We start from the raw sequence: 18,732 nt of genomic DNA on the forward strand, positions 1-18,732 counted from the left end.
CGCGCCCGGAAGGAGGGACCAGCCCATGAACGGGACCGACCAGCCGGACCCGGTGATCGCCCGGCCCGGCGAGCCGGAATTCGCCGCCGCGACCGCGGTGTTCAACCTGGCCGCGCCGGTGCACCCGGCGGCCGCGGTGACGGTCCGGACCGTCGAACAGGTCCGGACGGCGCTGCGCCGGGCACAGGCCCGGCGGCTCTGGGTGCGGGTGCACAGCACCGGGCACGCCGCCTCCTCGGCCCGCCCGATGGACGGCTCGCTGCTGATCCGGACGGAGCCCGCCGGCCCGGTCGAGGTCGACCCGCGGACCCGCACGGCCCGGATCCCGGCGGGCACCCGCTGGGGGGCCGTGGTCGAGGCGGCCGCCCGGCACGGCCTGGCCGCTCCGCACGGCTCCTCGCCGACCGTCGGCGCGGTCGGCTATCTGCTGCGCGGCGGGGTCAGCTTCTACGGCCGCCGCACGGGGCTCGCCGTGAACAGCGTCCGGGCGGTCGAACTCGTCACTCCCGACCTTGAGTTGCGGCGGGTGGACGCGACGGCCGACCCCGAGCTGTTCTGGGCCCTGCGCGGGGGCGGCGGTGGCCTCGGCGTGGTCACCGCGGTCGAGATCGGGCTGTTCCCGGCCGACCGGGTGGTCACCGGTGCGGCCTTCTGGCCCGCGGCGCACGGTCCCGAACTGCTCTCCCGGTGGCTGCGCTGGACCGGGGACGCCCCCTCGGCCGCCACCACCGCCCTGCGGGTGATGAACCTGCCGTCCGTGCCCGGGATCCCGCCCGAACTGACCGGGGGCACGGTCGTCTGCCTGGCCGGGGTGGTGCTCGCTCCCACCGCCGACGACCCGGCCGGCGCCGAGGCCCTCGCCGGGGAACTGCTCGGCCCGCTCCGGGCGGTCGCCGACCCGGTGCTCGACACCTGGTGCACCACCACGCCGTCCGCCGTGCTCCGGACGCACATGGATCCCGTCGACCCCGTCCCGGTGGCCGGCGACCACCTGCTGCTCTCCGAGCTCGGCGAGCAGGGCGCGGAGGTCTTCCTCCAGGTCCTCGGCGAGGGGTCGGGATCGCCGCTGGTCAATGCCGAACTGCGCCAGCTCGGCGGGGCGCTCGCGGTGCCCGATCCGGCCGGCGGTGCGCTGAGCCACCTCGACGCCGCCTTCGCCTTCACGGCGGGCGGCATCGCGGTCGATCCGATCACGACCGCCGCGATCCGCAGCCACTGCGCCAAGGTCCGTTCGGCACTGGCGCCGTGGGACACCGGCCGGACCGCGCCGACCCTGGTCGAACGGCTCGACCAGCCGCAGCGGCACCTGTCCCCCGAGGCGGTCGGGCGACTGGACCGGGTCCGCCGCCGGGTCGACCCGTTCGGCCGCCTGCGCCACGACATCCCTCCGGGTGCCTCGACCCGCTACTGACCTCGGAGCCCGAGCGCCCTCCGTACCGGTGGTCCACCGGTACGGAGGGCGCTTTCGGCGGTGGTGCGGGCTACCGGGATGCGTCGGCGAACTGGCCGGGCCTGCGGCCCGGGCCGGCCGGGCCGCGGTAGCACTGGGCGATGTCCAGCCAGTGGTCGGCCTCCCGGCCCACCGCGGTGAGGCCGAGGTCGTCGCGGTGGCGGCGACGGGTGGCCAGCAGACAGAGGTCCGCGGCCGAGCCGGAGATCCGCTGCTCGGCATCGGCCGGTCCGTGGGCCCACAGCGCACCCGACGGCGACGTGATCTCGAAGCGGAACCGCACCTCGGGCACGGCCAGTCCGCGCGCGTGGTAGCCGAAGTCCCAGACCCGCGTGATGAACTCGACCAGCGCCTCCAGCCGGTCGGTGTGCTCCCGCTTCACCCCGAGCGTGTCGGCGATGTCCTGGCCGTGCCCGAACAGCTCCATCATCCCGGCGGCGGCCAGCACGGGCGCGGGGATCGACCGGACCAGCCAGGGCACCAGCTGACCGGCCGGCACCGCGGTCAGGGCCTGCTCGGCGCCGGCCCGCTCGGCCCGCCACTTGGCCTTCAGCTCGGAGCGCGGGCCCTCCAGGTAGGGCATCAGCACGGCCTGGATGGCCGCGTTGAAGTCGGTCCCCATCTGCCCGAGTTGGGCCTCGAACAGGGCGGGCCGGCCGGCCGCGGTGGCGGCCATCCGGAAGGTGGCGGCCAGGTGGGCGACCTGGTGGGCGACCGTCCACCCGTCCGCCGGGGTGGGCAGCTCCCACTCCGCGTCGGTCAGATCGGCCACCAGGCGGTCGACCTCCGCGCCCTCGGCCACCAGGTCGGCGATGACATCCCTCGATACGGTCACGCGACGGTTCCTCTCGCTCGATGAGACCGGAACTTGCGCCGTGCAACGCCACTTCACCGGTTATCCGTGGCGGCAATTCCAGTATCGGCCGCGCGGGACTTCCGCCCTTCTCCCTGCCTGCTGATCCAGGGCTCCAGGCCGTCCGCACCGTCCGGGAAGCATCGGCGGCAAACCTTCCAGGCTGCCGTGAAAGTGCAGCTGAGGGGGTGTCAACCGGTCGGCGTTTCTTGCAGATTGCACAGTCGGGCCGTCGGACCCCGGTTCGCATAACGATGTCATGTATTCGGCGATACGACGTGGAAGACTGTTCGACATGAGCCCGCGAAGGTCAGACCCCGGCATCCGTGCGGGACTTTTGGACGTCGCCGCCCGGCTGCTCTCCGAGCACGGACCTCGCGCCCTCTCCGCGCGGCGGGTCGCCGCCGAGGCCAGCAGTTCGACCATGGCCCTCTACACCCACTTCGGTGGCATGAGCGGGCTGGTCCGGGCGATGGTCCGGGAGGGCTTCGACCGGCTGGAGCGACACCTCAGCTCGGTCGGCGCGACCGACGACCCGGTCGCCGACATGGCCCTGCTCGGCCGGGCCTACCGCCGCAACGCCCTCGCCAACTCCCACCTCTACTCGGTGATGTTCGGCGGCTCCTCGCTGGCCGGCTTCTCGCTCAGCGAGGAGGACCGGCAGGCCGGGCGCTACACCCTGCTGCACGCCGTCGAGTGCGCGGTCCGGTGCGGCACCGCCGGACGGTTCTCCACCGTCCAGCCCGAACTGACGGCAAGTCAGATGTGGATCGCGGTGCACGGCCTGGTCACGCTGGAGCTCGGCGGCTACCTGATCGACCCGCTCGACGCGGACCGCTGTTTCGAGGCCCAGCTCGTCAGCCTGATGATCGGGGCCGGGGACGAACGGGAGGCCGCCACCAGATCGGTGGCGGCCTCCGAACAGCGCCTCGCGGACGTGCGCTCGGCCGACTGACCGGGCGGCTGAGCGGGCGGCTGACCGGCCGGCCCGGACTCAGTCGGCCGGTTGGGGCTCAGCCGGCCGGCCGGGGCTCCTTCCCGGCCGCGAGCAGACCCGCCTGCCGGTCGGTCAGCCGGCCGCTGCGGTGCAGCCAGCGCACCGCGTCCGCCATCGTCTCGGCGATGCCCCGGCCGGGCAGCCCGGCGGTGCCGGCGGCGGCGTCCACCGCGGTGGCGTACGCGCAGGTGTACACCGCGCCGTACTCCGCCGGGAGGTGCCAGGGCCAGTACGGCTGGAGCAGGCCGACCAGGCGCCCGACCGGCAGCACCGCCCGGGCCGGGAGGAAGGCGGTGGGCAGCCGCCGTCCGGTGACCTCCCGCAGCGTCCGCACGTACTGCCGGGTGGGCAGGAACACCCCCGGGCCGAAGTAGCGGTCCGGACCGGTCCGCGGCGCGGTCATCAGTTCGGCGTGCAGTTCGGCGGTGTCCCGGACGTCGCCGACCGGGAATCCGCCGAGCGGCCAGACCGGCATCAGCCCGCGCAGCACGTCGCGCAGCCGGGCGGTCTGGTCCCCGAGCCGGGGATCGTGCGGGCCGAGCAGCGCCGGCGGATAGCTGATCAGCACGGGAGCACCGTCCTGCTGGTGCCGCCGGGCGATCCGCTCCGCCGCGGCCTTGCTCGCCAGGTACGGCTCGGCGGGCGACCCGACCGGGGTCCGTTCGCTCAGCGGGGCGCCGCCGGTCGGGAACAGCGCTCCCACGCTGGACACGTGGACGATCCGCTCGGCACCCGCCCGCAGCGCCTGTGCGAGCACCAGCTCGGTGCCGTGCTCGTTGGTGCGCCGGATCGCCTCCCGCTGCCGGCTGTCGAAGGAGTAGACCGAGGCCGCGTGCAGGACGCCCTGCGCGCCACGGACCGCCTCGGCCACCCGGCGCCGGTCGGTGACCTCGCCGACCACCGTCTCGACCGCCGCCGGGTCGATCCCGAGCGGCGCCAGGGACCGGGCCACCGCGGCCCGGTCCCGGACCAGCAGCCGCACCCGGTGGCCGCGCCGCAGCAGGGCGGCGACCGAGTGCGTGCCGACGAACCCGGTACCGCCCGTCACAGCGACCAGCATCGCGTCAACTCCTCCATCTCCAGCAGCCGCTCCCCCAGGACCGGCCAGGCGGCGAGCGCCCGGCCGACCGCGGCCTCCGGCGGCCTGGCGGACTGGCCGGCGCCCGGCTTGGCGCCCGCCGCGGCCGGCCGGGCCCGCCGCCCGCCCTCGCGCCGGGCCGTCACCGGGGCTCCCAGCCGAGCCGGTGGAAGCCGCCCCCCAGGAAGAGCAGCGCCTCGCTCTCGGCGCTCCACTCCGCCTCCAGCACCTCGCCGAGGAAGATCGAGTGGTCGCCGCCGTCGTGCACCTCGACCAGCCGGCACTCCAGCCAGGCGAGCGAGCCCGCGAACAGCGGCGCGCCGGTGTGCTTGCCCGGCCACCAGTCGATCCCCTCGAACTGGGCCACGCCGCGCGGCCGCCGCCGGTCGGCGAAGTGGCGGGCGATCCGCTCCTGGCGGCCGCCCAGCACGTTGACCGCGAAGCACCGCGAGGAGACGATCGCCTCGTGCATCTCCGCCGTCCGGGCCACGCAGCACAGCACCATGGGCGGTTCGAGGGACACCGAGCTGAAGGCGTTCGCCGTCATCCCGTGGGTGGTCCCGCCCCCCGTGGTCAGCACCGTGATCCCGGTCCCGAACCGGGCCATCGCGTCGCGCAGCGCGCTGCGCCCGGCGCCGTCCTGCTCGCGGACCGGCCGCGGCTCCCACGGCGGCGGCCAGCCGCCGGACGGTTCGGCCACCGCTGCGCCGCGGGCGCCGTCGTCGCTCATCGCGCCCTCCCCGCCGTCGCCACCCCGCTCGCGTAGGGCGCCAGGGCCAGCCGCAGCTCCTCCGGCACCCGGGCCGGGACGGTCGCCGTGTTCGGGCCGCGCATACAGGCGATCCGCTGGCGGCCGCGGGCGACCGGGTGCTCGCCGGTGTCCGTCAGGTGCACGTACTCGAAGCTGAACTGGATCTGCGTCTGGGTCAGTTCGTCCAGCCGCATCCGGACGGACAGCTCGTCGAACGCGGTGATCTCGGCGAAGAACTCGCACTCCACCTTGAGCGTGAAGAGCTTGAGGTCGTCCTGGAGCTCGACCAGCACCCCCGGCGCCTTCTCCTTGAGGAACATCTCCCGGCAACGCCCCTGCCAGCGCAGGTAGTTCACGTAGTAGACGTTGCCGACGAGGTTGGTCTCCTCGAAGCCCACCACGTGCCGGATCTCGTAGTAGTCGGCCATCAGCGCGTCCCTCCGTCCAGCGCGGTACCGATCAGGACCGCGAACACCACCGGCTCGGGCCGGTCGTTGACCGCGGTGACCCAGGTGGCGATCCTGGCGTCCCCCGCGCCGAGCTCCACCCAGCCGTCCGGGTGGACCCGTTCCAGGGTGACCGCCTGGCTCGTCGCTCCGGTCTTGCGCAGGCACTCCAGCGCCCCCCACATCCTGGTCCCGGCCGTCGAGGCGGACTCGCCCGTCTCGGCGGCCAGCAGGTCCCGGACGGCGAGCAGGCCGGCCGGCAGCAGCCCGGCCCAGTCCTCGGCGCCGCGCTCCACCACGCTCTCCACGTCGCAGCCGAGGCGCCCCTGCCCGACCACGGCGAGGGTCAGCCCGGCGGCGTGCGACGCGGAGACCACCGCCCCGTCCACCTCCGGCCGTCCGTCGGGCCGGTGGCGCAGTTCGACGGGCCTGCCGAGCGCCCGGCCGACCGCCAGCTCGGACTGGGCGCGCCGGTCGGCCCCGGCCTCGGGGTCGGGCTCCACCACGACCGCGCGGCTTCCGCCGAGCACCCGCTCCAGCGACCGCTCCAGGTAGGAGCCGAGCAGCGAGGGCACCCACGGGCCGGCGCCGTCCCGCCTGCGGACGGCGCGCAGGGCCAGGCCCTCCCAGCGCTCGACCAGCCGGCCGTCGGGGGCCCGCACGTCGAGGTCGTAGACGTAGCGGTCGCCGTCCTGCTCCCGCTCGCGGGCGTCGAGCAGCACGTACTCGCTGCCCTGGTCGGCCGGGTCGGCGAGCCAGAGGCGCCCGATGCTCTCCGGCAGCAGGGTGGCGTCGGGGACGCAGCACTGCAGGGCGTGCATCATCGCGTCCCGGGTGCCGGGGTCGGCCAGGCGCTGCTGCTGCGGCAGGTAGGCCGCGAACCAGGCCGCGGGCGTGCTGGTGGAGATCTCCGCCAGCGCGTGCCGGGCCGCGGCCCTGCGGTAGGCCATCAGGCGCTGGAACCGCTTGCCCTGGAACAGCACGCCGCCGTAGAGCTCGGCCACCGGGTCGACCGGGACGGCCGGCAGCCGGTCGTCGGCGGGGGGACGTTCGCCGGTCGGCTCGGGCCGCGGGAAGCGCAGGACGGCGCGGAAGTGGTCGGCGGCGTAGCCGGTCTCCTCGCTGCGCAGCACCACCTCGACCGTCTCCCCGTCCCGGACGAGGGCCGCCAGCCGGATGGTGGTCGAGCCTCCGGGCCGCACCACCACCGGTCGGCGGAACTCGACGTCCTCCAGCAGCGGCGGCCCGTCGTGCCCGCTGACGGCGACAGCGACCTGGGTCATGGCCTCCATGCCGAGCACCGCCGGGAAGAGCAGGTCGCCCTCCAGCAGGTGGTCGCCCAGGTACGGGTCGGCGCCTTCGGAGAGCTCGGCCTCGGTGACCAGCTCGACGCCCGGGTAGTGCACCGCGACGCGTTCCACGAAGCGGCCCAGCGGCAGTTCGGCGGCGGGCAGGTTGAGCGTGGGCAGTCCGCCCGTCCGGCCGCTGACCATCAGCACGGGCCCGGCCGAGGGGTCGGCGAGCACCCGGCGGAGGACCTCGACCCCGTTCTCGGTGGAGATCGGGGTGATCCCGGCGCGGGTCAACGCCTCGACGACGCCCAGCCGTTCGCCCATCCCGGCGCCGGACCAGACCGACCATTCCAGGGCCAGCACCCGGCACTGCGGGTGGTCGTCGCCGAAGCGCACGGTCAGTTCGGTCATCCAGTCGTTGGCGGTGGCGTAGTGCGCCTCGCCGCGCAGGCCCGCCCGGCCGATGATGCTGCCGAAGGTGATCAGCAGCTTGATCCGGTCCTGGTCCACGGCGGCCAGCACGTTCCGCAGGCCGGTGGTCTTCGGGGCCAGGGTCTGCCGGAACCGCTCCGGCGTCAGACCGGTGAGCGCGGCCGGCTCGTTGCGTCCGGCGCCGTGCAGCACGGCGGTGACCGGTCCGAGGACGGCCGCCATCCGACCGACCGCGGCGGACAGCTGCTCGGCGGAGCCCACGTCCGCGCGTTCGTACCGGTAGCGGATCCCGGCCGCCGCGAACCGCTCCAGGTTGGCCGCGAGCTCCTTGTCCGCGCCGGGGTCGGCGCGGCCGATCAGGGCGAGGGCGGCGCCGGAGTCCTTGGCCATGGTCAGGGCGCACTCGGCGGTGATGCCCTTGCCGCCGCCGGTCACCAGCAGGACGTCCGCGGCGTCGAGCGGGGCGGCGGACGGCTCCGCGGGGCGCAGCGGGCGGGCGGTGAGCACGGGGACGGTGCGGGTGCCGTCGGCCCGGTAGCGGACCTCGGTGTACCCGTCGGTCGCGGCGGCCTCGGCGACCACCCGGGCCACGATCCGGTCGACGCCGTCGGCCGGGTCGGGGTCGGCCAGGTCGACCACGGTGACCGGTGTGTCCGGGGACTCCAGGTGCAGGGTGCGGGCGAGGCCGGCGGCGCCGAGCCCGCCCTGCACCACGACGAACCTGGTGCCCCGCGGTGCGGCGAGCACGTCGTGGGCGGCTTCCAGCAGGAGTTCGACCTGGTCGGCCCCGCTGTCGGCGGGCAGGCAGAGCAGCACACCGCCGCCGGGGACGCCCGCCGCGAGCGCGGCCCGCAGCGGCTCGGCCAGCCGGTGGCCGGGGGTGGCGTGCACCGACCAGTGCCCCGGTGCCGCGGTGGCGTGCACGGCGCCGAGCGGCTCGGTCGCAACGTGGTCGAGCGCGAACGGCCGTATCCAGGGTGCCACTCCCGGCAGTTCACCGGCCGGGTTGCCCCCCTCCTCCGCCTCCTCGGCCAACTGGCCGATGATCTCGGCCAGTTCGCCGAGCCGGACGGTGGCGTAGTTGGGCGTCGCCGCGAGCACTGGCAGGTTCAGCGCCTTGGTCGCCGAGTTGACGATCTGCCCGACGGTGATGGAGCTGAGGTGCAGGTCGTCCAGCGGGTGGGTGTGCGCGGTGACGGCCTCCAGCGGGAGCTCCACCCGGTCGGCCACCAGGCGGCGCAGCAGTTCGAGCACGGACTCGCCGTCGCCGGTGGTCTGGCCCTGCTGCGCGGGCGCGGCCTCCTCCGGGGCCGGGCGTCCGAGGTCGCTGGTGGGCGCGGCCTCGCAGGGGCTGGCCAGGAAGACCGGCTCGCGGTCCAGGCTCAGCGGGCGGACCAGCCGGTCGGCGAAGAGCGCGGCCGTGCGCACCGGTGCGCCCGCGGCGTACGCGGCGCCGAGGACCCGGAGCAGCGCGGTCAGGGAGGCGCTGTCGGTGTCGGTCGGCAGCACCGGGCGGCCCGGGGCGATCTCGGCGAGCAGTCCGGTGAGCACCCGGCCCGGCCCGACCTCGATGACCAGGTCCGCCTCGGCGGCGGCCTTCGCGGCGGCCTCGTGGAACCGCACCGGAAGGAGCACCTGGTCGCGCAGCAGGGCCCGCAGGTCGGTCGACGGGTCGACGGGCTCCCCGGTGACCGTGGAGACCACGGTTCGCACCGGCGGAGCGAAGTCGAACTCGGCCAGCCGGTCGGTCATCGCCTCGGCGGCGGGCTCGACCAGGGGTGAGTGGAAGGCGTGCGAGACGTTGATCCGGGTGGCGGTGACACCGGCGGCCGCGGCGGCCCGGCAGACCCGCTCGACCGCGTCGGCGGCGCCGGAGATCACGGTCTGCCGGGGGCCGTTGAAGCCCGCGATCACCGTGTCCTCGCCCGCGGCGAGCTCCCGGGCCCGGTCGGGGTCGGTGGCCAGGCCGGCCATCGCTCCGCCGCCCTTGCCGGCGGAGGCCATCACCCGGCCGCGGACGGCGGCCAGCCGGAGCACCCCTTCGGCGTCGAGCGCGCCGCCCCAGTGCAGGGCGGTCAGTTCGCCCAGGCTGTGGCCGACCGCGGTGTCCGCCTCGACGCCCAGGTCGGCCAGCACCCGCAGTGCGGCCAGGGAGCCGCTGACGATCCGGGGTTGGGCGACCTCGGTGGCCACCTGGTCGCCGCCCGCGGGCAGTCCGGCGCTGCGGTGGACTTCGTCGGCCGCCGCGAAGCGGCGCCGCATGGCACCGACGGCGCCGCGCCCGGAGCCCTGCCCCGGGAAGAGGTAGGCGATCCGCGGGGCGGCCTCGGGCCGGGCCAGGTAGACGCCCTCGGCGCAGACCAGTTGCCCGTCGTAGCCGTCGTCGAGCAGGGCGGACAGCGACCGCAGGCCGCGCCCGGCCTCCTCGGGGGAGGCCGCCACCACCGCCGCGCGCAGCGGCCGGTCGGCCAGCTGCCCGGCCAACTCTGCTGCCATGTCGGCGAGTTCGGCGTAGGAGAGCTTGGCGGCGGTGGCGCTCAGGCGGTCGGCGCGCTCGCGCAGCTCGGCGGCGTCCTGGGCGTCCAGCAGCAGCAGCTCGGCGTCCTGGCGTCCGGCGACGATCGCGCGGGTGCCGGGGTCGAGCTCGCCGCGGCGGGCGGCGCCCGGGGCCTGTTCGACGGCGACGTGGGTGTTGATGCCGCCGAAGCCCATCGCGGAGACGCCCGCCCGGACCGGCTGGTCGGCCGGCCAGAGTCCGGCCTCGCGCGGCACGTAGAGCGCGGCCTCGTCGCCGAGCAGGCCGGGGTGCGGGTCGTGGTGGCCGGAGGCGGGCGGGATCACCTGGTGGTGCACGGCCAGGGCGGCCTTGATCAGGCCGGCGACCCCGGCCGCCGCCTTGGTGTGCCCGAAGTTGCCCTTGACCGTGCTGAGCGCGGCCGGGCGGGCGGCGGGGTCGGCCGCCCGGCGGGCGGCGGAGAGGGCGGCGATCTCGGTGGCGTCGCCGAGGGCGGTGCCGGTGCCGTGCCCCTCGAAGTAGGAGACCGTCTGCACGCCGTACCCGGCGCGCTGGTAGGCCCGGGCGAGTGCGAGCCGGTGGCCGTCGGCCTCGGGCCGGGTGATGCCGCCCTTGCCGTCGGAGGAGACGCCCCAGCCGGTGACGGTGGCGTAGATCCGGCGGCCCTGGGCGACGGCGTCCGCCTCGCGCATCAGCACCAGCATGCCGGCGCCCTCGCCGGGCCAGAAACCGTTGGAGTCGCGGTCGTAGACCTTCATCTCGCCGGTGGCCAGCGCGCCGGTCTTGGCGAAGCCGATCACCTCGAAGGGGTCGATGGAGAGGTCGACGCCGCCCGCGACGGCCAGGTCGAGGTCGCCCCGGGCGAGTGCGCCGGCGGCCGTGGCCACCGAGAGCAGCGAGGAGGAGCAGGCGCCGTCGACGGTGTAGCCGCCGCCGCGCAGGTCGAAGTGGTTGCAGATCCGCCCCGCGATGGTGTTGGCGAGGCCGCCGGCGAGGGTGTCCTCGTCGATCTCCGGGAAGGGCGCCTTGTACCGGCCTTCGAGTTCACGCAGGAAGCTCCCGGTCTCCTCCTCGTCCCAGCCCTTGGCCTGGAGCGCGGCGGCGACCGTGCGCCGGACGTACGGCCAGCGCAGCCGCATGAGGTTGGCGCGGGCGAATTCTCCGGTGAGGCTGTTTCCGATGACCACGCCGGTGGTCCGGTTGGGCAGCCCGGCGCCCTCGGCGAATCCGGCGTCGGCCAATGCGCGGGCGGCGGTGTCCAGCGCGAGCCAGTGGGTCAGGTCGGTGGAGCGGTAGGTGCTGCCCGCCACCTTGTACGCGATGCGGTCGAACTCGTAGTCGCGCAGGACCGCCGCCTTGGCGGCGTAGAAACGGTCCGGTGCGGCCGGGTCGGGGGACCAGTAGTCGGCCTTGTTCATCCGCTCGTCGGGGAGCTGCCGAAAGGCCCGGCGGCCGCCGAGGATGTCCTCCCAGAGTTCCTCCGGCCCGGCCGCTCCCGGGTAACGCAGCCCGATTCCGATGATTGCTATCCGGCTGTTGTCCATTTGTTTATCGCCTCCGAACTTCGCCAGTCGAATGACCTGGAGCGATCGGATCGAGCATGCCCGCTGCGCACTGCACCGGTCTTCTTCGAGCATGCTTTCCATCGATATGCGCCGGATAGTTTTTACATAACAGGATTATCACACGGTTATTGCATAACGCCGTAATTTTCGCGAAGCCACCGGCCGGCCGGTTCGCGACCAGCGCAAGCCGGGAGAAGCGCCGGACCAGGCACGACACCCAGCATGGAGACTCCCCCCACCCCTCATGGCAAGGGCAGGAGACGATCGTGCCGACACTGCTCGGATCATTGCGACGACTGGTACTGGCACCGCAGTTCGCGGAGGTGACATTCGCCCGGCGCGGCTTCCCGGTCACCCCGACCGACGCCACCCGGCACCTGGAGGCGGTGCCGCAGGCCGTGGTCTGCGGCTTCGAGTGGGGCATGGACGTCCGCGACCAGTGGGAGATCGAGCGCCGGCTGGACCTGGTCGAGCCGGAGCAGCGCGGGTTCGCCTACGAGGGCGCCGTGATGGCCTTCACCGTCCTGGACGCCACCGCGGGCGGCACCCGGACCCGCGACCTGCTGCTCGGCCCGGGCCAGCCGCACGTCTTCCTGGCCTACATCGGCATCGGCTTCGCGATGGCCCGGCTGCCGCGCCCGCTCTGGAGGAAGGTGCTGCCGGACCTGTCCGGGACGCCGTACCACCCGGTGATGAGCTGGCTCGCGGTGGACGGCTACGCCTTCGACCGCGCCTACTTCGACACCGCGCGCTGGGTGGACCGGCAGCACGTCCCGGCGCCCTACCCGTGGCAGGGCTCCAAGGAGTACTTCCCGCGGGCGGTGGACCAGGGGATCGGACGGGCCCTGTGGTTCATCAACGGCGGGCACCCGGAGCAGGTGGCGGCCGCGGTCGGGAGGTTCCCCGGACACCGGCAGCCCGACCTGTGGAGCGGGGTCGGACTGGCCGCGACCTTCGCCGGCGGCTGCCCGAACGAGGGACTGGCCGCGCTGCGCACGGCGGCCGGAAGGAGCCGGGCCGAACTGGCCCAGGGCGCGGTCTTCGCGATCCGGGCCAGGTCGTACTCCGGGTACGTGCCGCCGCACTCGGCGGCCGCCGTCGAGCTGCTGACCGGCCGCTCGGTCGAGCAGGCAGTGAAGATCGCGGACGACGGCGCCACGCATTCCGGCGACGGTTCGCACCCCGCCTACGAGCTGTGGCGCAGCCGGGTCCGCCACGAGTTCTCCGATCTCGACTGACGGATCCCGACCGACGGAATTCCCGAACCCGCCGGAACACATGGAAGGAGCACTCCGTGCCGAACTCCTGGCGTGCGCTGAGGCGCCGGATACTGACCCCGAACACCCGGGAAACCCTGCTCGACACCCGCGGTTTCCACAAGAAGAACCGAGCTTCGCAGGACCTCCTGGAGACCGTCGGCCGGACGTTCCTGGAGGGCTACGGCCACGCGATGGAGGCCCGCACCACGGCCGAGGCCGAGGAGCGGCTGGAACGCATCCCGACGCAGTTCCGCGGCTTCGCCTACGAAGGCGCCGGCATGGGCTTCGCGATGCTCGACGGCCTGCCGTTCGGCGGCCGGGGCTCGGTCGACCGGTTCCTGGCCGGACGCGGCGACCGCCACAACTACATGGTGTACGTCGGGATCGGCTGGGCGATGGCCCGGCTGCCCCGGTTCCGCTGGCCGGCGATCGACCGGCTCGACCCGCTGCTGCGCTGGCTGGTCCTGGACGGCTACGGGTTCCACCAGGCGTACTTCCACACCGACCGCTACGTCCACGGCCAGCAGCAGGACACCGGGCTGCCCTGGCCGGCGCACAACCACCCCGGCTACGCCGCCAACGCGATCGACCAGGGCATCGGCCGGGCCCTGTGGTTCATCGGCGGCACCGAGGCCGACCTGGTCGCGACCATGATCGAGAAGTTCCCGGAGCGCCGCCGCGGCGACCTCTACAGCGGTGCAGGACTGGCCGCCAGCTACGCGGGCGGCGCCGAGGAGAACGAGCTGCTGGTGCTGCGGGAGCGCGCCGGGGTGTACCGCCCGCTGGTCGCCCAGGGCAGCGCCTTCGCCGCCGAGGCGAGGATCCGGGCCGGGCTGGTGGTACCGCACACCGCGCTCGCCACCGGGATCCTCTGCGGCCTCCCGCCGGCCGAGGCCGCCCAGATCACCCTCGACGCCCGCCAGGCCGCCTCCGCGACGGCCGGGCAGCCCGCCTACGAGGTCTGGCGGCAGCTGATCGCCGACGAGTTCGCCGCCCCGGGGGGTGTCGACCGCCCATGACGAAGCCCCGCACCACCGCGCCGATGCCCGGCCCCGCCCGCCGGGAGATGCCCAGCCTGCTGCGGCAGCTGGCCGGCGACCGGCTCGCCCTGATGACCTCGGCGGCGCGCCAGTACGGCGACGCCGTCCGGATCAGGATCGGCCCGAAGACCCTGTACTTCTTCAACCACCCGGACCACGCCAAGCGGGTGCTCGCCGACCACGCCGCCAACTACCACAAGGGCATCGGCCTCCAGCAGGCCAGACGCGCCCTCGGCGACGGCCTGCTGACCAGCGAGGGCAAGCTCTGGCAGAAGCAGCGCAAGGTCGTCCAGCCGGCCTTCCAGGCCAAGCGGATCAACCTGCAGGCCGGGATCGTGGCCGAGGAGGCGGCCAAGCTCGTCGCCCGGCTGCGGACCTTCGAGGGCGGCGGACCGGTCGACGTGATCGAGGAGATCACCGCCCTCACCCTCGGCGTGCTCGGCCGCACCCTCCTGGACGCCGACCTCGGGGCCGTGCACGGGCTCGGCGAGGCCTTCGAGGCCGTGCAGGACCAGGCGATGTTCGAGATGGTCACCATGAGCTCGGTGCCGATGTGGGTGCCCCTGCCGCACCAGCTGCGCTTCCGCAAGGCCCGGCAGACCCTGCAGCGGACGGTCGACCACCTGGTCGCGGACCGGGTGGCGCGCACCGGCGACCTCGCCGGGAAGGAGGACGCGCTCGCCCGGCTGGTGACGTCCACCCGCGCCGAGCCGGACAAGCGCGTCGGCGTCCAGCGGATGCGGGACGAGCTGACCACGCTGCTGCTGGCCGGGCACGAGACCACCGCCTCGACGCTCGGCTGGACCCTCTACCTGGTGGACCGCCACCCCGAGGTCCGCGAGCGGCTGCACGCCGAGGCGGTGGAGGTGCTCGGCGACCGGCTGCCGGAGTACCAGGACCTGCACCGGCTGACCTACACCATGCAGGTGGTCGAGGAGGTCATGCGGCTGTACCCGCCGGTGTGGATCCTGCCGCGCGAGGCCCAGGCGGAGGACGAGGTCGGCGGGTACCCGGTGCCGGCCGGTTCGGACGTCCTGATCTGCCCGTACACCCTGCACCGGCACCCGGAGTTCTGGGACGCGCCGGAGCAGTTCCGGCCGGACCGCTTCGACCCGGCGCACTCCGGCGGACGGCCGCGGTACGCCTACATCCCGTTCGGCGCCGGACCGCGGTTCTGCGTCGGCAACAGCCTGGGGCTGATGGAGGCGGTGTTCACCGTCGCGCTGCTCTCCCGTGAGCTGCGGCTGAGCCTCGTGCCGGGGTACCGGGTGGTGGCCGAGCCGATGCTCTCGCTCCGCGTCCGCGGCGGGCTGCCGATGACGGCGCACCCGATGCGCTGACCTCCCGGTCCGGCCGGTCCGCCCGGTCCGTCCGATCCGCCCAGCACTCCCGGCGCACCCGTTACACCCTGTACGTCCGATCCACCCGGCGCTCCGGATCCACCCCGTACGTCCGATCCACCCGGCGCTCCCGATCCACCCCGTACACCGGAACAGCGGTGCGGCCCGAACTTCGGCCGCACCGCTGTTCCGTTGTTCCGGTGCCGGCGCTCAGACCGCCCGGCTGGCCATCTCACTGCGCCAGATCGCCTCCGGCCGCACATCGAGCAGCGCCAGCAGGACCGGGGGATCCAGCGTGCGCTTGGCGCGGAAACGGAAGTCGATCGGCAGTACCGGTACGTCCGGTCGCACCTCGATCGGGCCGACCGAGGCCACCCAGACCTGCTGATCGGGCACCATCTGCTCGCCCATCCCCCGGGGGACGGAATGGCCGAGCAGGTACCAGCTGCCGGGAGGCACGTTCTCGAACATGAACGGGCCCGGCCTGGTCTGTATCGCGCAGCCCACCGGGCGGCCCTGCGGGATCCGGCCCGGGAAGAGGCCCAGAAAGATCAGCCCGAGATCTCCCCCCAGCGGCGCCCGCACCTCGCCGTACAACGTCGAACTGCGGCCCTCGCGCGCGACCGGCTGGTTCTCCGTCCTGATCTCGGTGGCGAATCCGCCGAGCTGGCGGTACGCGGTGGGGGAGACTCCGACACTGCTGGCGAATCGGGAGCTGAAAGTACCCACGCTGGTGTAGCCCACGCGGTGGCTGATTTCGGTCACGGTCATCGCCGTCTCGACCAATAATCGCTTCGCCTCCTGCAACCGGAGGGCGGAGAGGAAACGCCTCGGCGAGACGCCGGTGACCCGCTGGAACTCCCGCGAGAAATGGAACTTGCTGTACATCGCGGTGCGTGCCATGTCGTCAATCGTGAGCGGCTCACCGATATTCGCGCTCATGGCCTCCACGGCGCGGAAGACGGCCTGTTCTATCGCCGACTTCGTGGTGGTTCTGGGGTCGTCCATCGAACCTCCAGTACAGGGCTGTCCGGAGAAGTGAAAACTTTCCGGGAAACACTCCATACCGATGCCTCTCGAACATCGTGAATCCGAGAGCTGCCCATCGGCCATCGACCACAAACGTCCCCTCATACACAACCGGACGCGGGCGCTTCGGGTCGATTGTTGATTGAATACCATAGCAGTGCGATTGTGCTGATCAACGATCGATAATGGCCATACTCGCCGGTAACTTAACGTGCCGGCCATCCTCCCGAAGCCAGGCAGCAACACGGAAGATGCAGCCTGAGCGCCCCGTCAGCACGATGGGAGCTGCGAAACCATACCGGGCGGGAAACATCCGTCCGCGGCATCCGTACGTGCCGGTAGAAATCTCTTTCCGGCTCCAGTCGGTTTCAAACTTCGACCCCGGTTAATGACCGGCCGAATCCCCTTTAGCCAATGCGGCACCGCCGATGAACAGGAGGAGAGCCGTTGCCATCCGGCACTTCAGAAGAAGAGCAGGGCAGGACGATCACCCTGGAAGCGTTCGCGGACACCATCGTCCCTGGCGAGAAACGCTCCCCCACCGACCTGGCGGTGGCCGGTGCGGCCGAGGGGGGCGGCGCGGTGGTCGCCGGCGCCATCGACCTGTTGGAGCTCCCGGGGACGGGACTCGCCCCCGATCTGCCCAACTTCGCCTCCGCGCTGAACGCGCACGCCGACACCTACGCGGCCGAGCAGCAGCTGGACCTGGACGCGTCCGTGCCCACCTTCGTCGCACTGTCCTTCGCCCACCGCACCGAGCTGGTGCGGCGGCTGACCGCGGTCGCGCACCCCGAGCGTCCGCTGTGGGTCCTGCTGGCGCTGTTCTGCAACATGGCCTACGACACCGGCGCCCACCGGCACACCGCCGAGGCCATGGCGGACGACCACCCGGGGCTCACCGCGATGGGCTTCAGCAAGCCCGGAGCCGACGGCCTCTGGCGGTTCTCGGACTTCACCTACGGCCGCCAGCTGGCCGACTCGCACCCGGACACGACGGCCTCAGGGAGCCCGGCATGAGCAGTAGCGAGCGCACCGACGTCCTGGTGATCGGCAGCGGATTCGGCGGCGCCATCGCGGCCTACCACCTCGCCGCGGGCGGCGCCAAGGTGGTCGTGCTGGAGCGCGGACCCTGGCTGAAAGCCGACGAGTTCGAGCACGACTTCCTGCTCGGCTCCTCCTACACCCGGATCTTCGACTTCGTCGTCGGCGACGGCATGAGCCTGCTCGGCGGAAACTGCGTCGGCGGCGGCAGCGTCGTCTACTTCGCCGCCATGCCCCGCGCACCGCGGTTCGTCTTCGAGCGCCGCGGCGGCATCGGCCGGCGGATGTGGCCCGCCGCGATCACCCGCGACACCCTGGACCCCTGGTACGACGTGGTGACGGACGCCCTGCCGATCACCAAGCAGGACTGGAAGGACGTCAGCTTCGCCGGCGGCCTGTTCGCGGCCGCCTGCGACCACGCCGGCCGCACGGCCAACCCCGTCCCGGTGGCGGTCGACAACACCAAGTGCACCAACTGCAACTGGATGATGGCGGGCTGCCGCTTCGACGCCAAGCGCTCCCTGCTGCTCAACTACCTGCCCGGCGCGCTCGCGCACGGCGCCGAGATCCGACCGCTGCACGAGGTCCAGCGCCTCGAACGGACCGACGACGGCGGGTACCGCGTGCACTACAACGTGGTGGACGAGGTCGACTACCGCGAGCAGGTCGGCCACGGCGTCATCGAGGCCAAGATCGTGGTGCTGGCCGCCGGGGCGGGCGCCACACCGGTCATCCTCAAGCGCTCGGAGCCCGACCTCGGCCCGATGCCGTACGCGGTGGGCCGGTACTTCTCCGGCAACGGGGAGCGGCTCAACACCGCCGTCATCAACGAGGAGAAGGCCGCCGAACTGCTCGGCCTGGACCGCGGCGACGGCCGGGCGTACGCGGCGAACCAGATCGGCAAGGGCCCGGTGGTCGCCAGCTGGGACAACCTGGACGGCAACCTGCCCGAGTACCACCGGTACTCGCTGGAGCAGCTCTACTTCCCGCCCGGCTTCGGCACCATCCTGGCCCAGGTCCCCGACGCGGCCGGCCCCTCGTGGTTCGGCGTGGAGAAGAAGGACCTGGTCCGGCAGTGGCAGTCCTGGCTGACCGTCTTCACCATGATCGAGGACGACAACGAAGGCGTCTTCGGCCCGCCGCCGCCCACCGGCAACGCCACCCGGATCTCGCAGCAGATGCTCGGCGCCGGCCCGCTCAGCTACCGCCCGACGCCCAACACGCTGCGCGCCTGGGACGAGACCGACGCCGTGGTCAAGTCGATCCTGGAGCGGGACGGCCTGGCCAGGGTGATGCCCTGGACGAACGACCTGGTCGGCGCGTACACCGTCCACCCGCTGGCCTCCTGCCGGATCGGCGACGACCCGGCCACCTCGGCGCTGGACGACGGCCACGAACTCCGCGGCCACCCGGGCATCTTTGTCACGGACGGATCCGCCGTGCCCGGCGCACTGACCGTCAACCCGGCGCTCACCATCTCCGCGCTCGCCGAGCGCGCGATCCCCGGCATCGTCCGGGCCGCCCAGCAGCGCGGCATCAAGGTCGGCTACGGCGCGCCCGGCCCGGGCGCGGGCGACAACGGGCGCCGTACCGTCCTCCCGCTCGCCGCCAAGCGGCTGCACGGCTGACCGTGCTCAGCGGGCG

At 73.5% G+C, this 18,732-nt stretch carries 14 protein-coding genes; 7 read left to right on the forward strand and 7 right to left on the reverse strand.

Features of this window, described 5'->3' with window-relative positions; translation table 11 throughout:
* Positions 1 to 25 precede the first annotated feature (25 nt).
* Complete coding sequence (locus ACFVVX_RS09700) at positions 26 to 1,411, forward strand: FAD-binding oxidoreductase (protein ID WP_387943311.1); 1,386 nt, start codon at positions 26 to 28, stop codon at positions 1,409 to 1,411.
* Between the two features lie 70 nt (positions 1,412 to 1,481).
* On the opposite strand, the gene ACFVVX_RS09705 is transcribed toward ACFVVX_RS09700, so the two are convergent.
* Complete coding sequence (locus tag ACFVVX_RS09705; protein WP_387943313.1) at positions 1,482 to 2,285, reverse strand: TIGR03084 family metal-binding protein; 804 nt, start codon at positions 2,283 to 2,285, stop codon at positions 1,482 to 1,484.
* A gap of 313 nt (positions 2,286 to 2,598) precedes the next feature.
* Here ACFVVX_RS09705 and ACFVVX_RS09710 point away from each other — a divergent pair, with 313 nt between their 5' ends.
* Positions 2,599 to 3,258 carry a TetR/AcrR family transcriptional regulator gene (locus ACFVVX_RS09710; protein WP_387943315.1) on the forward strand — a complete coding sequence of 220 codons (660 nt, stop codon included), beginning with the start codon at positions 2,599 to 2,601 and terminating at the stop codon, positions 3,256 to 3,258.
* Between the two features lie 58 nt (positions 3,259 to 3,316).
* On the opposite strand, the gene ACFVVX_RS09715 is transcribed toward ACFVVX_RS09710, so the two are convergent.
* The 5 genes from ACFVVX_RS09715 to ACFVVX_RS09735 are packed head-to-tail and all read right to left on the reverse strand — an operon-like array spanning position 3,317 to position 11,358.
* Complete coding sequence (locus ACFVVX_RS09715) at positions 3,317 to 4,360, reverse strand: NAD-dependent epimerase/dehydratase family protein (protein ID WP_387943317.1); 1,044 nt, start codon at positions 4,358 to 4,360, stop codon at positions 3,317 to 3,319.
* On the reverse strand, positions 4,345 to 4,524 hold the full coding sequence (locus ACFVVX_RS09720; RefSeq protein ID WP_387943319.1) for a hypothetical protein: 180 nt from the start codon (positions 4,522 to 4,524) through the stop codon (positions 4,345 to 4,347). Before ACFVVX_RS09720 ends, ACFVVX_RS09715 begins: the two co-directional genes overlap by 16 nt.
* Positions 4,521 to 5,108 (reverse strand): flavin reductase family protein, encoded by a 588-nt coding sequence (locus ACFVVX_RS09725; protein ID WP_387943321.1) that lies wholly within the window; start codon positions 5,106 to 5,108, stop codon positions 4,521 to 4,523. Before ACFVVX_RS09725 ends, ACFVVX_RS09720 begins: the two co-directional genes overlap by 4 nt.
* Positions 5,105 to 5,557, reverse strand: coding sequence for an acyl-CoA thioesterase (locus ACFVVX_RS09730; RefSeq protein WP_387943323.1), 453 nt, complete (start codon positions 5,555 to 5,557; stop codon positions 5,105 to 5,107). Before ACFVVX_RS09730 ends, ACFVVX_RS09725 begins: the two co-directional genes overlap by 4 nt.
* The gene (locus ACFVVX_RS09735) at positions 5,557 to 11,358 is read right to left on the reverse strand and encodes an SDR family NAD(P)-dependent oxidoreductase (RefSeq protein WP_387943325.1); all 5,802 of its coding nucleotides are present in this window, start codon (positions 11,356 to 11,358) and stop codon (positions 5,557 to 5,559) included. Before ACFVVX_RS09735 ends, ACFVVX_RS09730 begins: the two co-directional genes overlap by 1 nt.
* A 287-nt stretch (positions 11,359 to 11,645) precedes the next feature.
* On the opposite strand from ACFVVX_RS09735, the gene ACFVVX_RS09740 reads away from it, so the two are divergent.
* The 3 genes from ACFVVX_RS09740 to ACFVVX_RS09750 are packed head-to-tail and all read left to right on the forward strand — an operon-like array spanning position 11,646 to position 15,018.
* Positions 11,646 to 12,617, forward strand: a complete 972-nt coding sequence (locus tag ACFVVX_RS09740; RefSeq protein ID WP_387943327.1) for a DUF1702 family protein — start codon at positions 11,646 to 11,648, stop codon at positions 12,615 to 12,617.
* Between the two features lie 56 nt (positions 12,618 to 12,673).
* Entirely contained in the window at positions 12,674 to 13,657 is a 984-nt protein-coding gene (locus ACFVVX_RS09745) for a DUF1702 family protein (protein WP_387943329.1), read from the forward strand.
* Positions 13,654 to 15,018 carry a cytochrome P450 gene (locus ACFVVX_RS09750; protein WP_387943331.1) on the forward strand — a complete coding sequence of 455 codons (1,365 nt, stop codon included), beginning with the start codon at positions 13,654 to 13,656 and terminating at the stop codon, positions 15,016 to 15,018. The genes ACFVVX_RS09745 and ACFVVX_RS09750 overlap by 4 nt, the downstream gene beginning before the upstream one ends.
* A 210-nt stretch (positions 15,019 to 15,228) precedes the next feature.
* Here ACFVVX_RS09750 and ACFVVX_RS09755 read toward each other — a convergent pair whose 3' ends face one another.
* Positions 15,229 to 16,026, reverse strand: a complete 798-nt coding sequence (locus tag ACFVVX_RS09755) for a helix-turn-helix domain-containing protein (RefSeq protein WP_387943333.1) — start codon at positions 16,024 to 16,026, stop codon at positions 15,229 to 15,231.
* 468 nt (positions 16,027 to 16,494) lie between these two features.
* On the opposite strand from ACFVVX_RS09755, the gene ACFVVX_RS09760 reads away from it, so the two are divergent.
* Both ACFVVX_RS09760 and ACFVVX_RS09765 read left to right on the forward strand, forming a co-directional pair.
* Positions 16,495 to 17,064, forward strand: coding sequence for a DUF5987 family protein (locus ACFVVX_RS09760; protein WP_387943335.1), 570 nt, complete (start codon positions 16,495 to 16,497; stop codon positions 17,062 to 17,064).
* Positions 17,061 to 18,716: a GMC family oxidoreductase N-terminal domain-containing protein gene (locus ACFVVX_RS09765; RefSeq protein WP_387943337.1), complete on the forward strand. Its 1,656-nt coding sequence runs from the start codon at positions 17,061 to 17,063 to the stop codon at positions 18,714 to 18,716. Before ACFVVX_RS09760 ends, ACFVVX_RS09765 begins: the two co-directional genes overlap by 4 nt.
* Positions 18,717 to 18,732 lie beyond the last annotated feature (16 nt).

The sequence above is a fragment of the Kitasatospora sp. NPDC058170 genome (assembly GCF_042883905.1).
GTDB lineage: Bacteria > Actinomycetota > Actinomycetes > Streptomycetales > Streptomycetaceae > Kitasatospora.

Coding starts and splice junctions, on each gene's coding strand:
- ACFVVX_RS09765 (WP_387943337.1), top strand. CDS start 17,061: ATGAGCAGTAGCGAGCGCACCGACGTCCTGGTGATCGGCAGCGGATTC.
- ACFVVX_RS09730 (WP_387943323.1), bottom strand. CDS start 5,557: ATGGCCGACTACTACGAGATCCGGCACGTGGTGGGCTTCGAGGAGACC.
- ACFVVX_RS09755 (WP_387943333.1), bottom strand. CDS start 16,026: ATGGACGACCCCAGAACCACCACGAAGTCGGCGATAGAACAGGCCGTC.
- ACFVVX_RS09715 (WP_387943317.1), bottom strand. CDS start 4,360: ATGCTGGTCGCTGTGACGGGCGGTACCGGGTTCGTCGGCACGCACTCG.
- ACFVVX_RS09735 (WP_387943325.1), bottom strand. CDS start 11,358: ATGGACAACAGCCGGATAGCAATCATCGGAATCGGGCTGCGTTACCCG.
- ACFVVX_RS09750 (WP_387943331.1), top strand. CDS start 13,654: ATGACGAAGCCCCGCACCACCGCGCCGATGCCCGGCCCCGCCCGCCGG.
- ACFVVX_RS09700 (WP_387943311.1), top strand. CDS start 26: ATGAACGGGACCGACCAGCCGGACCCGGTGATCGCCCGGCCCGGCGAG.
- ACFVVX_RS09725 (WP_387943321.1), bottom strand. CDS start 5,108: ATGAGCGACGACGGCGCCCGCGGCGCAGCGGTGGCCGAACCGTCCGGC.
- ACFVVX_RS09710 (WP_387943315.1), top strand. CDS start 2,599: ATGAGCCCGCGAAGGTCAGACCCCGGCATCCGTGCGGGACTTTTGGAC.